Source organism: Priestia sp. FSL H7-0729, assembly GCF_038005685.1.
In the GTDB taxonomy this organism is placed as follows: domain Bacteria; phylum Bacillota; class Bacilli; order Paenibacillales; family Paenibacillaceae; genus Paenibacillus.
In genome coordinates, this window is record NZ_JBBOTQ010000010.1 from 173713 (window position 1) to 188596 (window position 14884).

Sequence of the window (14884 nt, forward strand, 5' to 3'; positions counted from 1 at the left end):
TACAAGCATTTTATCTTATAATTTCACTCGCGTCTAACTGAATTCCTCGTCCTTCCATAACTGAACTCCAATAGAAGGCTGGTCTTACTACAGTGTCAGGTTGCCTGAGATTACGGCGTGTCTCGCGCCAGTTACTGCCGGGAGTGTATTGGTTCTGCCCATAAGTGCCTCATGGCCAAGTAAAGCAAATCCAATGGCTTCCCGGGCATCATCGGGTATGCCGTAATCTGCTGTTCGTTCCAAACGAATATCCTTTGGAAGTCTATGACGGATCATCTCCATTAACGTGGCATTGGAAGTGCCCCCACCGCAGGCGAGCATGGCCGATATGTGCACTTTGGGCAGGATAAAATCCTTCACCGCACGCACGATGGTCTCCGCGGTCAGACAGGTAGCAGTAGCCAGCGTATCTTCCAGCGTTAAGGAACGTGCTGCGGCCATCTCCATCAGTCTCACTGCATAAGCAGCGCCATATACTTCCCGCCCGGTACTTTTCGGCGGTAGTCGTTTGAAATACTCATCCTCCAAACACAGATCTACCAGACCCTGATCGACCTTCCCCTGTGCGGCAATGCTTCCACTCGGATCATAATGCTGCTGCCCATCCGTTGCCTGCCGCACAATGGCATCCATCACCATATTGCCCGGTCCCGTATCAAAAGCCGAAACACCTTCGGTAGATGACTCGGATGGAAGTACCGTTACATTTCCAATGCCGCCGATATTCTGCACCAGCCGCCCTTCCGTCGGACTGCGGAACATCAGAGCATCCGCATAAGGCGTAAGCGGAGCACCTTCCCCACCAGCCGCCATGTCCCTTGCTCGCAGGTTGCCAATCACTGGCAGTCCTGTCCGTTCTCGAACGACAGCACATTCACCGATCTGCAATGTCGATACCACATCAATACTTGCCCCCGTTGGCCCTGGAAATGGAGATGCTACAGGAGCATGCCATACCGTCTGTCCATGCATGCTAATCATATCCACCTGCTGCGTTGAGATACCGGCAGACCGCATCAGTTCCGTAACACTATGCGCATACCACTCCGATACACCAAAATGCGCGGCTGTCAGCTCGTCGATACGTGCTGTCCCCGGTGAACATAACCGGATCAGTACGTCTCTCAATCCATTCGAATACGGCACACAGACGAAATCAACCAGCTCAATCTGCTGTAATGCCCCGCTCATATCGGTTTGAATACGCACCAGCGCCGCATCTGTTCCGTCCAGAGACGTCCCTGACATTAGTCCGATGACCAGATGCTCCTGCTTCAAACGATACTTCTCCCACATCGGATAGCTGCCTGTATCCATCCATTTCCAACCTCCTGCAAGACCCGATGATCACGTCATCTGCCAACATTTTACCCAGTATATGATATAAAATTTCACAAGTCAAACTATATGTAAAATTAAATTACACGCAGCGTACATTATCGGATCTCTTTGTATCTTTTTCTGCTATTTCCGATTGGAAGGCAAAAAAGGTACACCAAAACAGGCTCTCGCCCTCAGCGAAAACCTGTTCATTCTTACCCCCTTTTAAAAGGATAACTCATCTCCTGGAGACAACGCATAGATATCAGCTTCCGCAGACGAACCTTCATCAAGCAAACCTTGTCTCAAACGTTCCGTCTCCGCAAGATCGGTATGCACAAGTACCGTATGTCGAGCTGAAATCCGGCCCAGCATCTGCTCAACATCCCTCCAACCCTGATGAACTTTATAACGTAATTTCCTTACTTCACATTTTCCATGCGCCTCCGGATTTTTCAATAACTCATCGGCAAATGTTCCGGCAGCAGCATGCCCGGTGAGCAGAATCAGATTTTTTTCATCCGATGCCCATCTTTCGTAGTACCAATGTGCAAGTGAGGACTGCATCATGCCATCCGGGACAAACCATAGGGAAGCATGATGTTGTTCCAACAACTGCAGACGTTCTTCCTCGGTAGATGTCTTATCCCAACCTTCTCCGCTCAGAAAATGATTGATACTGTCCGCAGACGAAACTTCCCCAACCCGTTCTTCCATCCTGAGCCAATAGGGAACACGATGTAACTGTGTCATCCCATCCACCAGTTTCTGTTCCACAATCATGGGAATGCCCTGAAAATATTGCTGCGCCCACAGAATAATCTCCTGGCCGCGGCCCACCGCAGGCATAGGCAATAACACCTTGCCACCCCGAGCAATCGTACTTCTGATTGCGCTCTCCAGTTGTTGCAGTTTATCGCCCTGCGTATCCTGGTCCGTACCATAGGCAGCATCCACGATTGCCAGATCAAGCTTAACCTGAGATAAGTCAGACATGGATGCTATGGCTTCCATACGCTCTCTCATGTGCATTTGCTCGGTAAGGATTTGGCTGTGTACCCCAGCAGATAAGCTTAGTGCTGTCTCTGATCCGGTAGATCCGGTAGCAGCGAGGGCCTGAGCATATGCTGCTTGATTATCCAGCGTCTGTCCCATAGCTTGACCCATTCCCAACTCGATGGCCTGTTCGGTGCTCGCATCCGTCTTTTCATGGGGTGCTCCGGACATGTCCTGAAGGCTTTTCATTGGAACAGGAACAGCCCATACGCGGCTATGGCGATTCAGGTCAGCCCGCCGGAATCCGTCGGCCACATTGTCATCCTGTAGAAGCATGGACTCCGACGTATAATCGCCGGAGTACAGAACCCGCTTGCCCTCCATCTCCAGACCGAACCAGACCGAACCCGCGAGATGCCCGCTACGCCCCCAGATTGCTGCCACCCCAGGTATAATTTCAAACCAGTGGCCTCGCTCTGCTTCGTTCTCCAGGAACCTGTATTGAATACGCAGCTCGTCAGCTTTGTCATATGGTATTACATGTCCTGCACGTTCCATGTTGCTGCGCCATGCCCGAAAATACGTACCCAGCTGCTCTCTCGTCTCCCTTGTCGTCCACACTTCACCCTGGTAGCCCATCTTATACAGCAAAGGGATAGCGACCGAATGATCCTCATGGGCGTGAGACAAGAGAACCGCGTCTAATTGCGGAACAATCTCCGGGTCAATCAGCGGATACTGGCCCGTGCCTTCTTTTTTGACACCACAATCCAGCAAAAGGCGAAACCGGCTCCCGCTCAGGAGATAGGCGGAACGCCCATGTTCGCCTGCACCGCCCCATACGTTCAGTTTGATCATGATGCATTCCACTTTCTCTTTGAATTCAGCATTTCAATTCCAAGCAGCATGAGCACCGTCATGCCTACAGTTACAACGGCCATCGCCATTCCGAGGGATACCTGACCTTGTTCAAACTGTGCAAAAATATACGTAGCCGACGTCTGCATCGACGGTGGAAGAATCAACAACGAACCTACCAGCTCCCGGGTAGCAATCGTAAAGGTCATCATCCAGCCCGCCAGCATGCCGGGCAGAATCAATGGGATCAGGATTCGCCGCAGAATATACAGCGGCTTCCCGCCAAAGACCTGCCCAGCCTGGAACAAGGTTCCGTCAATCTGGGTGAAGCTCGATTTGACATACTGCACGGTGTAAGGCAAGAAGAGAACAACGTACGTGAGCACAACCATGCCATAGGTGTTATACAACGTCACTGGCATCCATGGTGAGTTCCAGAAGAGAATCAGACCCACGACCATCACGATACCTGGGACCGTATTAGGCAACAGACTGAACAAGTCAATCACACGCTGCATGAATGAAGATGACCTGCCAATCGCAAGCGCAAATCCCGTACCGATAATAACCGCAACAGTTGAAGCCGCGAGGGATAATCCCAGACTGTTCCCGATGGCCTTCATACTTACCGATCCCCAAGATAAGAGCTCCTTGTAATGATCCAAGGTCAGATTATCAAAAGCGAGTCCCGATCCCCTTAGCTTCATGGTCGAAGCCGCAATAATGGAGAAATACGGGATACCTACCGACAGGATCAACAGGATCGCAAGATATGCCCCGCACAACCATCCTGCTCCGCCACGAAGAGAATATCGCTTCGAACGTTGCCCTTTGCCACCAACCAGACGATACGTGAACTTCCGGCTCATCGCAGACTGCATATACCACATCACCAGACAGACGGACAACAGCACCGATGCCAGTGAAGTCGCCTTGCCGAAGTCAATCGGCCAACTGGAGATGTACTTATGAATTTCGGAGGTCATGACATAATAGCCAATCTTGCGCCCGAAGGTTGCTGGTGTACCGAATTCCGCAATCGTTTTGACAAAGACCAGCATGATTCCCATGCCGTAGGACGACAACAGTAAGGGTAAAATAATGCGTCTGAAACGGTACCCTGCACGTGCACCGTGCACAGCCCCCGCTTCTTCCAGATTGCCCCCGATGCGAATCAATGCATCCCGAAGCAGCAGATACAGGAATGGGAACAGGTGCAGGCTCATGATGAGCACCATGCCCCAGAAGCTGAAGAAAAGCTCACTCCAGCCCGCAGATGAAGGCACCCACTGCTGGAGATAACCCCCTTTTTGCATAAACAGAATCCAGCCCATCGAGCCGATATACGGCGGGGTCATGAATGGAATCATCAGGATTACATCCACCCAGCGATGCTCACCCATGCGGGTCTTCGCCATCATCCAGGCCAGCGGCAGCGCCAGCAGCGTGGTTACCGCTACAACGCAAATGCCAAGCCAGACGGAATTCAGCAACACACCAGATAGATGATGACCTGTAATCGTGCGAATCGGAGCCATCCAGTCCCATTGTCCGTCCACATAGACACTTTGCCAGAAAATCAGCAAGAGCGGCACGCCAATGCTTATAGTCAGCAGAAAGAGGGCCAGAATCACGCCCACTCTCCGAAAAATACGGTTGTTGTCCATTCCACCAGGTTTCACTACGTTCACCTCACATGACTTTCCACAGACAGCAGGTATGATTAGATGAATAGAAGTATTCGTTCTATACCTTGCTTATTGAAAGACGCTCTTTGGATTTATGAAAAACACTTATTTAAACGTCTCGGAAAAACGCGCTGCTGTCTCTTCGCCATGTTCGCTCATCCAGTTCCAATCCACTTTAAGTTGTGGAATATCCTTCACATTGGCACGGTTAGTCGCTTCAATGTCTTCGCGGCCCGGGATCAGATAAGCATCTGCAACGAGCTTCTGTGCTTCATCAGACAACAGATAGTCAATGAACGCTTTGGCATTCTCTACATTCGGACTGGATTTCAGGATCGCTGCCGGTCTTGGGCTGATGACTGTGCCTTCCTCAGGATATACGATATCCAGTGGTTCGCCTTTTGCCTTGGAGGAATATGCCATGTAATCCACACCTGCGGCTACGATGCTTTTGGCACCTGTAATGACCGGATCAAGGGCTTCCTGATTGGCTCCTGCCATCGCTACTCCATTGGCTTTGTAAGCACTCAGCAGATCCCATCCTTTTTCACCATTCGCACTCAGATATCCTGTGATGAAGTCGAGTGCTGAACCTGATAATGTAGGATCGGGAATGTTTACTGCATCTTTCCACGCCGGCGTAGCAAGCTCTGCCCAACTTGTTGGGGGTGTAGATACCAGTTTGGTGTTATACACAATACCCAGTGCAGAAGCACTACTGCTGAAATAGTTGCCTTCTGCATCCGACCAGTCCTTGTTCAGCTTGTCCGCATTGGCTGCTTCGGGGTAAGGCATGGTCAAACCATCGGCTTTCAACGCCTGTGCTGAAGGCAAGGAGGCCAAGATTACAACGTCTGCTACCGGATTGGATTTCTCTGCTTCCATACGAGCCAGGATTTTGCCTGTTGTTCCCTGGAACATCTCGACTTCGATCCCTGTTTTGTCTGTAAATCCACTCACGATGTTATCGGCCAGTTTCTGTGGGCCAGCACTGTACAATACCAGCTTTCCACCAGCCGGTTTCGTTGTTTCCGCCGCCGCTGCTGTGTTTCCTTCACCCGCGGGTTGTGCCGCATTGCCTGTCGTTGTGTTACCCGTACTACATCCGAACAAACTGATACTCATAACCGCCGTTAATAACAGCATTCCACTCTTTTTCCGTGTTTTCATCCCCAACATATTCATCCATCTCCCCTGGTTTCTGATTAAGTTGTTCAACCTGTACTGCTCTTGATTGAGTTCATACATTAATTCATTGTTAATTAGCTGCTGCGATAGCTTCTCGGTGATTGTTAGTTTCGCCATCCTGTCCATCCATGCGGCATATCCGCTCGGGAGCAACATAGAGCTGAGCCTTCTCCCCTACGCGTACTCTCTGGTTCATATAGGCTGTCCATACGCCGAGCCCTTCCATCTGCACTCGCACTTCGTAGCGTTCACCTACATAGCTGACGCTGAGTACAGTTCCCGGATAACACAGATCGTCATGACCTGTTTTGTTCCAGGTGACATGCTCTGGACGCACCATCGATTGATTAGGCGTGAGCCAGTTGGACTTTCCGATAAACGAAGCGACATACGAATCACTTGGTGCCGAGTAGATCGTTTCCGGGCTTCCCTTTTGCAATATCCGTCCCTTCTGCATCACCACAATCTCATCCGACATCGACATCGCTTCAATCTGATCATGTGTGACGTATAGCGCAGTTAGCCCCATATCCCGTACTAAGGACATCATCTCAATCCGCATCTCTTCCCGAAGTACAGCATCCAGTGCACTTAGTGGCTCATCGAACAGGATCACACCAGGTCTGACGGCTACGGCTCTGGCAAAAGCAACCCGTTGCTGCTGTCCACCAGACAGCTGATGCGGATAACGATCTTCCATACCTTGCAGGCGAACCATGCCAAGGGCTTCATTCACCTTTTGCCGCAGATCGAATTTCTGTTTTCCGGCCTTCAGGCCAAACGCTACATTTTCATATACGGTCATATGCGGCCATAATGCAAAATCCTGAAACACCATGCCCAGATTACGCTTGTGTGTCGGTATATCAATCCGCTTCGCCGCAGAATAGATACACTGACCATCTGCACGAATCTCCCCCGCATCCGGCTGTTCCAGCCCGGCCAACATACGGAGCAGTGTTGTTTTGCCACAGCCCGATGGGCCAAGCAGTGTCGTGAACTTGCCATGTTCAAGCGTTAGATCTGTCGGCAGTAGTGCGGGTGTTTGATTAAATGATTTTTGAATTCCCGTGATCTCCAATTTCATAAGCATCCCTGCCTGTCTTCTGTTACTTGATCTATTTTGTTACATAATCTCTTGCACTGTTCTCAGTCTAACGTCCGCTTTCGCGAGTTGTATGTCTTGTATGTAAAATTGGAATTAACTTTTTAGATGAATTCTGTTGATGTTCATAGATTAAATCTATAGTAGGTGAACTAATAGAAGTGAGAGGAGTGTTGGGACATTGAATCTGATCAAACTGCAAATTGTTGAGCTAATCGACAAGCATCATCACATGACAAGCGTGGCCGAGTTACTGGGGATCAAACAACCCACCGTTACATTTCATATGAAGTCCTTGGAGGAAGAGATGGGCGTGCGATTATTCGAATCGCGTAGTGGGAAGACCTTTCTAACGGAGGCCGGACAGGCCCTGCTCCACTATTCAGTCAAAATCAATGCTCTTACCCAAGAGGCAAGGCGGGTAGTAAAGGAATATGACAGTCTATATCGGGGCACCCTGCACATTGGGGCAAGCTATGTACCGGCTACATATCTGTTGCCCAGCATACTCAACACCTTTTCTCAGGAGTTCCCGAGCATTCGTATCGTCCTATCCGTCAAACCATCACCTGTTATTCGCGAGATGTTAATTCGGCATCAGATTGATCTGGGGGTGATCTCTTCGGAGCCATTTGTCGGACCCGCTCTGCAAGCTGAGACGCTGTGTGAAGATGACTTGGTATTAATCTGCTCTCCGCGGCATGACTTGGCCCAGAAGGATGTATTGACACCTGACCATATCGCGCAGATTCCTTTTGCCTTACATGGCGACGAATCCAGTACTCGGCGGCTGACCAACCAATGGCTCGTGCAGCATGACATTCGTTTGCGCAGTACGGTGGAGATGGATTCCCTGGAAGCAATCAAACAGCTCGTGTTAATCGGAGGGCACATCTCATTCATGTCTCGGATGGCTGTACGGTGGGAGGAGCAGCATGGGCTCATTCAGGTTCTTCCCATTCCCGGAGAACAGGCACCGCGCCATATATACACCGTACATAACAAGGACCGCCATCCTTCAGTTCAGGTAAATCGCTTCAAAGAAGTGCTGCGAGAGGTGAGTCAAGACTCCTCCCTTTCTATCGTGGATTACCCTGATCCTCTATAAACTATCGTTTGCCATTCATCAAATCTATGCAGGGTTAACGCAATGTGCGCTCCCCGTTAATCGCTTTCAGATACTCGGACGATAAAGTGGGATCTGTACGTTAATCCAGATTAGGAGAGTGATTGGTTTTGAAAAAGTGGAAAAAGGTAACCGCCTCATTCATGCTGAGCATCGTAACATTGGGAAGTGGACTGACGTTTCTGGGAGCGCCCCAAGCCTCAGCTGCTGCCAATGCAGTTCCTGCTTATGAAGTAAAGTTTCTGGCCAAGCCGGAACTCGTGCTCAATACAGATGGGACACCACGCAGTGAAGTGATTCAGACCCTCGGCCTGAGTTCCACGCCAAGAAATATTAACGTAGAGTACTTCGACACCAATGCTCTCGGATTGGATCAACAAGGATGGAACGTTCGTTTTCGCAAAAAAGATGACAAGAATAACTACGAATTGACTTATAAAAAACGCTACCCTGTAATCAATGGCGATATCAACGCAGCGCTGACTCTGGCTAACCAAGAGGGATTCGACAAATCAGATGATAACTACGAGGCTGAAATTGATTGGGGATACGGCAAACAGACGCTGAGCTTCTCCAACACCAAAAAAGTCGATACCAAAGCGACAGGAGTCCAACTTCCTTCGCAGCAAGAAGCCTTGAACATGTTACTGGACAAGCTTCCGGGCAAATTGAAAAACTGGTCTGCCTCCAACTGGGGAAAGCAGCAATTGACTCAATCCCATGCATATGGCCCAATCACATTCCAACGATATGAAGGTACATGGAATGGTCAAGAGCTTACATTCGAAGTATGGCCAATCCGCAACGCAGCAGGTACAGGTATTGAGAATATCGTAGAGGTTTCTTTCAAAACCGATGATGCTGTAGCCGTATCCGGACTGCGTACCCAACTGCTGCAGTTGCTGGAGAACAACAACTGGCTGATTCCGGCTGATGGCTTGAAAACACAGACGATTCTGGAAAGATATTAATCGCAAGCTCTAATTAAAAAGACAAGTTCCTCTTCCAGCGGATATCGTAGGAGAGGGACTTGTCTTTTTTTGTGTAGTGAATTAAATGATCTGTATTTAAGTAATTCTACAATTAACATCGGTTGAGATTTTACTGGTTATTCGCTCAACAGTTTGGATGAAGGTAAATATGTATTGGCTATTTTTCAACTCGGTAACCTATATCAATTCAATTTATAGTGGAAAATTACGCAGTTAAATGATCAGAGTTTTTAAAGTCTTACAATTCCATCACTTGAGTTTCGCGCGAATAGCTGGCCCTCGATTTCCCATAGAAATGCTTTAGCGTGCGCAGGCTTCATAAATCTTAATACTATCGGACGTACCCTACCATTCATCTCGTAGTGTATTACGAGATAATTTCTCGAATTTGAGCTACCTCTTCTTTTTGGATATCCTGCACTCCCGATTTTTCTTAATGAGAGTTCAAACGTTTGCTGACCACTTTGAATATATAAGTTCCCATTACCTATCAGCACATCCACCCGCCTGCCTTCCGCAACTTGTGGAAGCCCTGACTGATGAATCCCTACTGCATGTAACCTTGATCCGAACTGCTGTTTTAGTTTATTGGATCGACTCGTCGTTCGAATACCAAATATCAAAACTAAGATAATAAAACCAAGTATAAACCACATTCTATATACCCCCTTCGCTTTCTCTTGTGTATATCATTTCATATTATCATATGGACTTCTTATTTGTATGACAATATGCAATAATTGATAATGATTCTCAAATACATCATATGTAATGTTACTATTGCAAGTTAAGGAGGGATTCTAGTGACTTTGCAAGTCTTTCCACTAATATCCAACGGTGACCATACCCGTGACCTATATGCAAGATTCAAGACATCCGAAGTTCTCGATCAAGCGTCTTTTCTCCCCCCATTCATATTAAAGGATTCACACCTTCTGCTCATCTGTACTGGCGGTGAAGCCAATATCCGTATTGGGCATAGGCAAAATCATGCCGCACTCGGCAAAATATATCTGATCCTGCCAGGAACATCGATAGAATATACACCGGATGAAATTCATCCTTTACAGGGACTCGCGATTTATTTTGATCTGTTAAAGCCCATTTCAAATATGAACAAAACCATTTCTGGATCTACTGTAATGGAGGTATACCAAAATGGGTTACTTCGTTCGTCCTACGCCGATGAATTACCCCATGAACTCTTTCAGGAATGTCTTAGAATCGCCTCGCAACTCCATGAATGTATCTCTGTACCTCAAGAAAATCGTCCATTTCGTATCCAGACTTTGATGCATGAGTTGTTGACTCATGTGTATGCCCCTCCCAAAGAGAGTGTGTTAGGAGATCCCGCACATACCTCTGCATTGGATCAAACGCTTGAACTTATTGAGCTTGGATATGCTGAGCATCTATCTCGGGAAGTTCTTGCCGGAGTGGCAGGTATGAGTGTATGGCACTATTCCCGTGTCTTCAAAAACCGGACTGGCATCAGTCCCATGGAATATGTGAATGGGATCCGAATGGACCGGGCCAAAGAGATGCTACTCGTCTCCGGACAAACCATCAAGCACATCGCCTCACAGGTCGGTTTTCAAGACGAATTTTACTTTAGCCGCAAATTCAAAAAATATGTTGGTGTGTCTCCCTCTACCTATCAACGGCAGAAACGCAGTAAAATCGCTGCCCTTTCCTTCGGAACGACTGGCCACCTGCTGGCATTACAGATCATCCCTCATGCGGCATTGATCGATAACCGACGTGATCAACACAGGAATCTGTTTTTCTCGAATATCCCTTATCATCTGGGACGTAGCAAACGCATGAATCCTCATATCTGGCAAACCAACGTTGAGTTGTTGATGCAAGCGAGCCCGGACCTCATACTCTGTAATGAGTACGAAGCCCATACGTTAAAAAGAACGCTGCAGCGAATTGCGCCTACCATCGTTATCCCATGGAAAGGATTGAGCTGGCGGGAACACTTCGTACAAGTTGCCTCCATTGTGGGACAGCAACAAGAAGCTCAGCAATGGTTGGAGCAGTATGATGGCAAGGTAATCCATGCCAAAGAGCAGCTTACTCGTTTAATCGGTAAGGATACAGTCTCCATCATTCATATCATGATGGGTCATCTGTTAATCTACGGGCGACGCAATGGGGGTGCTGTTCTATATAACGACCTGGGCGTGTCCCCTTCATACGATCTGCTTCCAGGACAAGTCTATCGTGCATTGGATGAACAGGAGTTGCCTCAAATGGTTGGAGATCGCATGTTACTGATTGTGGATCAGGACTCAGAATCCCAGCAACGTTGGCATAAACTACAACATACTCAGCTATGGCAAGACTTGATGCCCGTGCAGAACCAGCATGTATATCTGCTAGATGAAATGCCTTGGTTGGATTATTCACCATATGCCCATGATCAAATTATCGATGAAACCATTAAACTCTTTGGTGGCGTTCAGCACATTAATCCATGACCGGATAGCACAGAAGGCTATGTCTCCCCCAACATGAGACCGCTACAATATAAAGTGTACTGAGAATCAATATCAATATAAACATAGGGGGATTATGATGTACAAACAACATTATGTCAAAATAACGGGGATCCTGTTCATACTCGCCATGTTACTTGTTGCGTGTGGACAGAGACCTGCAAGCACTTCGCAGCCATCTACAGATGGCGTAAAATCAGCTGCGGGGACAGATGGGCACTCATCCACTGAATCAGCTACTAAGACCGTGGAGAGCGCCAGTGGAAGCAAAGAAATCCCGGTACATCCTGTACGGATCGTGTCGATTAATATGGAGGACATTCTCCTCTCCTTGGAGGTACCACTGGTACTTGCTACACCTATTGGCCGGCAAGATTACCTGAATGAGCAACTTGAAGCCCAAGGCGTGGCTGTCGAACCCATCAATGAGAGTGTCAATTTTGAAGCTGTAGTCAGCGCGAATCCGGACCTTATTATTGTCAATGCCAGTTTGGATGCCAAAATTCTCGAACAACTCGAGAAGATCGCGCCTACCATTACTTATGATCGCCGTAATTGGCAGGAATCTATCGTGCAGGTAGCTACTGCACTGGATATTGAAGAGCGGGCTGAACAGCTTTTACAAAAAAATAAAGATCAAGTAACTGAAGCTCAGAAGCTCGCAGCCGATATCACCAAGACCAAACCTACAGCAGCATTCCTGCGCCTAGAAGAGAAAGATATGCGTTTGTTCTTCTCGTCCATTCCATCCACGCCATTCCCAGCTTCCAGTTATGTAGGAGCGGGTTATGAAATTGGATTCACGCCCGACGCTCTCGTTACCAAACTTGAGGTAGAGAATCCGGAACGGATGAATGCCAGTATCTCGGTAGAGCTTTTGCCTGAAATCAAAGCAGACTATCTGTTTATCGTTTCCATTAGCTCAGATGGATCAGCTGAAGCGTTGCAAAAAACAAAAGATGAACTCAACGAAATCCAGCAACTCCAAGTATGGAAAAGCCTACCCGCTGTCCAAAATGGTCATGTCTATGTCCTCAATGCTAAGAAATGGCTCATTGACGGTCCCATTGCCGAATCGCTCAAACGAAATGAAATGCTCGAAGTTCTTGGACTACCTGCTCCATAATAGTAAACATACCATCTGTTTCATCCACAGCAAACAAAAGGAGATTCCCCGGATTTTCGGTGAATCTCCTTTATATTTAATATTCCAAATGGTCTCATTCAGTCCCGTTTCATGAAAAATCATTCTACATGCTTAACAGCTAAATGTACTTCATGTACACCTTCCTCATTCTACAATTAATTAGGGATAGGTAATCATCAAAATCATATATAACTGTCCGGCTTTTAATATATTTTAAAATTTTGGGCTGTTTCAATCCCAAGTGCACTCTGGATAAACGTATTAGCCGCTTTCTCTACAGGTACAGGATTAAATCCAATAAACTCAACGGAATAATCTCTCAGTTTCGCAACAACGGCTTTACCGAATGTTCCATTTCCGCCAATGACCAGAGCTCTTTTCATTACTGTTCGTCCTCCTTTATAAATACCGTTAATCAGATACGAATTGATCTATTTATTTAAACAAAGATTCCAACCTTAATCAAATGACAATTGACCCTATTTTAAATACATTACACTTATTCTTTTTAACACAAAAAAAGCCCTTGCTATAAGCAAAGGCTCTTCTGTATGTTACTAGGAAGCGGGTGATGGGAATCGAACCCACGCTATTAGCTTGGAAGGCTAAAGTTCTACCATTGAACTACACCCGCAAATAAAAAAATCGGGATGACACGATTTGAACATGCGACCCCCTGGTCCCAAACCAGGTGCTCTACCAAGCTGAGCTACATCCCGATACTTATGAAAATAATGGCGCGCCCTGAGAGATTCGAACTCCCGGCCTTTTGATTCGTAGTCAAACGCTCTATCCAGCTGAGCTAAGGGCGCAAATATGGAGCGGAAGACGGGAATCGAACCCGCGACCCTCGCCTTGGCAAGGCGATGCTCTACCGCTGAGCCACTTCCGCAAAACATATGGTGCGGTCGAGAGGACTCGAACCTCCACGGGGGGTTAGCCCACACGGACCTGAACCGTGCGCGTCTGCCAATTCCGCCACGACCGCAAAATATAATGGTGAGTCATGAAGGGCTCGAACCTTCGACACCCTGATTAAAAGTCAGGTGCTCTACCAACTGAGCTAATGACTCGTAATGAAATGGCTGGGGATATAGGATTTGAACCTATGCATGACGGAGTCAAAGTCCGTTGCCTTACCGCTTGGCTAATCCCCATTGAAAAATCATGGGGCGATCGAGGGGAATTGAACCCCCGAATGCCGGATCCACAAACCGGTGCGTTAACCACTTCGCCACGACCGCCATAGAGTAAGCCATTCATCCACTAAGAGAATCTTAGTATTAACAATTTCATTTGTAATATACATTCTATCACAAATTCATATGTAAATACTAAAAATGGTGCCGGCGAGAGGACTTGAACCCCCAACCTACTGATTACAAGTCAGTTGCTCTACCAGTTGAGCTACACCGGCAAGGTGTATATTTAATTAAAAATGGCGGAACCGACGGGATTCGAACCCGCGATCTCCTGCGTGACAGGCAGGCATGTTAGGCCAACTACACCACGGTTCCATAATACTTTCTCAAAGAAAGTTAATTGCGGGGGCAGGATTTGAACCTGCGGCCTTCGGGTTATGAGCCCGACGAGCTACCGGGCTGCTCCACCCCGCGTCGTTATAAAGGTAATATGGTGGAGGCTGAGGGGATCGAACCCCCGACCCTCTGCTTGTAAGGCAGATGCTCTCCCAGCTGAGCTAAGCCTCCATATTATGACCCGTAGGGGATTCGAACCCCTGTTACCTCCGTGAAAGGGAGGTGTCTTAACCCCTTGACCAACGGGCCTTGCTAAAAATTATCTGGCGGAGAGAGAGGGATTCGAACCCTCGAGACGCTTGTGACGCCTACACGATTTCCAATCGTGCTCCTTCGGCCAGCTCGGACACCTCTCCATATGGCTCCCCGAACAGGGCTCGAACCTGTGACAACTCGATTAACAGTCGAGTGCTCTACCAACT

General features: G+C 47.9%; 11 protein-coding genes and 14 tRNA genes. 4 read left to right on the forward strand and 21 right to left on the reverse strand.

What is annotated here, in order from left to right:
- Positions 1–87: 87 nt before the first annotated feature.
- The 5 genes from MHH93_RS21145 to MHH93_RS21165 all read right to left on the reverse strand — a co-directional run bounded on the left by MHH93_RS21145 (position 88) and on the right by MHH93_RS21165 (position 7137).
- Complete coding sequence (locus tag MHH93_RS21145) at positions 88–1317, reverse strand: anhydro-N-acetylmuramic acid kinase (protein WP_500055629.1); 1230 nt, start codon at positions 1315–1317, stop codon at positions 88–90.
- 228 nt (positions 1318–1545) lie between these two features.
- Complete coding sequence (locus MHH93_RS21150) at positions 1546–3174, reverse strand: MBL fold metallo-hydrolase (protein WP_500055630.1); 1629 nt, start codon at positions 3172–3174, stop codon at positions 1546–1548.
- Positions 3171–4841, reverse strand: coding sequence for an ABC transporter permease (locus MHH93_RS21155; RefSeq protein WP_500055649.1), 1671 nt, complete (start codon positions 4839–4841; stop codon positions 3171–3173). The genes MHH93_RS21150 and MHH93_RS21155 overlap by 4 nt, the downstream gene beginning before the upstream one ends.
- A gap of 126 nt (positions 4842–4967) precedes the next feature.
- Positions 4968–6041: an ABC transporter substrate-binding protein gene (locus MHH93_RS21160; RefSeq protein WP_500055631.1), complete on the reverse strand. Its 1074-nt coding sequence runs from the start codon at positions 6039–6041 to the stop codon at positions 4968–4970.
- A 79-nt stretch (positions 6042–6120) separates the two neighbouring features.
- The gene (locus tag MHH93_RS21165; RefSeq protein ID WP_500055632.1) at positions 6121–7137 is read right to left on the reverse strand and encodes an ABC transporter ATP-binding protein; all 1017 of its coding nucleotides are present in this window, start codon (positions 7135–7137) and stop codon (positions 6121–6123) included.
- A 199-nt stretch (positions 7138–7336) separates the two neighbouring features.
- Here MHH93_RS21165 and MHH93_RS21170 point away from each other — a divergent pair, with 199 nt between their 5' ends.
- Complete coding sequence (locus MHH93_RS21170) at positions 7337–8263, forward strand: LysR family transcriptional regulator (RefSeq protein ID WP_500055633.1); 927 nt, start codon at positions 7337–7339, stop codon at positions 8261–8263.
- Between the two features lie 128 nt (positions 8264–8391).
- Positions 8392–9252 carry a hypothetical protein gene (locus MHH93_RS21175; RefSeq protein ID WP_500055634.1) on the forward strand — a complete coding sequence of 287 codons (861 nt, stop codon included), beginning with the start codon at positions 8392–8394 and terminating at the stop codon, positions 9250–9252.
- Between the two features lie 251 nt (positions 9253–9503).
- On the opposite strand, the gene MHH93_RS21180 is transcribed toward MHH93_RS21175, so the two are convergent.
- A complete protein-coding gene (locus MHH93_RS21180) occupies positions 9504–9929 on the reverse strand; it encodes a hypothetical protein (RefSeq protein WP_500055635.1) in 426 nt (141 codons plus the stop codon).
- 147 nt (positions 9930–10076) lie between these two features.
- Here MHH93_RS21180 and MHH93_RS21185 point away from each other — a divergent pair, with 147 nt between their 5' ends.
- Both MHH93_RS21185 and MHH93_RS21190 read left to right on the forward strand, forming a co-directional pair.
- Positions 10077–11759 (forward strand): helix-turn-helix domain-containing protein, encoded by a 1683-nt coding sequence (locus MHH93_RS21185; RefSeq protein WP_500055636.1) that lies wholly within the window; start codon positions 10077–10079, stop codon positions 11757–11759.
- Positions 11760–11853: 94 nt separating this feature from the next.
- The gene (locus MHH93_RS21190; RefSeq protein ID WP_500055637.1) at positions 11854–12903 is read left to right on the forward strand and encodes an ABC transporter substrate-binding protein; all 1050 of its coding nucleotides are present in this window, start codon (positions 11854–11856) and stop codon (positions 12901–12903) included.
- A 224-nt stretch (positions 12904–13127) separates the two neighbouring features.
- Here MHH93_RS21190 and MHH93_RS21195 read toward each other — a convergent pair whose 3' ends face one another.
- The 15 genes from MHH93_RS21195 to MHH93_RS21265 form a co-directional block, all read right to left on the reverse strand.
- The gene (locus MHH93_RS21195; RefSeq protein WP_500055638.1) at positions 13128–13307 is read right to left on the reverse strand and encodes a hypothetical protein; all 180 of its coding nucleotides are present in this window, start codon (positions 13305–13307) and stop codon (positions 13128–13130) included.
- A 180-nt stretch (positions 13308–13487) separates the two neighbouring features.
- Positions 13488–13558, reverse strand: a tRNA-Gly gene (locus MHH93_RS21200).
- Positions 13559–13569: 11 nt separating this feature from the next.
- Positions 13570–13643 (reverse strand) — tRNA-Pro (locus MHH93_RS21205).
- A gap of 16 nt (positions 13644–13659) precedes the next feature.
- Positions 13660–13736, reverse strand: a tRNA-Arg gene (locus MHH93_RS21210).
- Positions 13737–13741: 5 nt separating this feature from the next.
- Positions 13742–13816 (reverse strand) — tRNA-Gly (locus MHH93_RS21215).
- 8 nt (positions 13817–13824) lie between these two features.
- Positions 13825–13912: transfer RNA gene (locus tag MHH93_RS21220), tRNA-Leu, on the reverse strand.
- Positions 13913–13921: 9 nt separating this feature from the next.
- Positions 13922–13997, reverse strand: a tRNA-Lys gene (locus MHH93_RS21225).
- 9 nt (positions 13998–14006) lie between these two features.
- A tRNA-Gln gene (locus MHH93_RS21230) sits at positions 14007–14081 on the reverse strand.
- An 11-nt stretch (positions 14082–14092) separates the two neighbouring features.
- A tRNA-His gene (locus tag MHH93_RS21235) sits at positions 14093–14168 on the reverse strand.
- A gap of 97 nt (positions 14169–14265) precedes the next feature.
- A tRNA-Thr gene (locus MHH93_RS21240) sits at positions 14266–14341 on the reverse strand.
- A gap of 22 nt (positions 14342–14363) precedes the next feature.
- Positions 14364–14441, reverse strand: a tRNA-Asp gene (locus MHH93_RS21245).
- A gap of 25 nt (positions 14442–14466) precedes the next feature.
- Positions 14467–14540 (reverse strand) — tRNA-Met (locus MHH93_RS21250).
- 17 nt (positions 14541–14557) lie between these two features.
- Positions 14558–14633 (reverse strand) — tRNA-Val (locus MHH93_RS21255).
- A gap of 6 nt (positions 14634–14639) precedes the next feature.
- A tRNA-Glu gene (locus MHH93_RS21260) sits at positions 14640–14711 on the reverse strand.
- Between the two features lie 15 nt (positions 14712–14726).
- Positions 14727–14818 (reverse strand) — tRNA-Ser (locus MHH93_RS21265).
- Between the last annotated feature and the right edge of the window lie 66 nt (positions 14819–14884).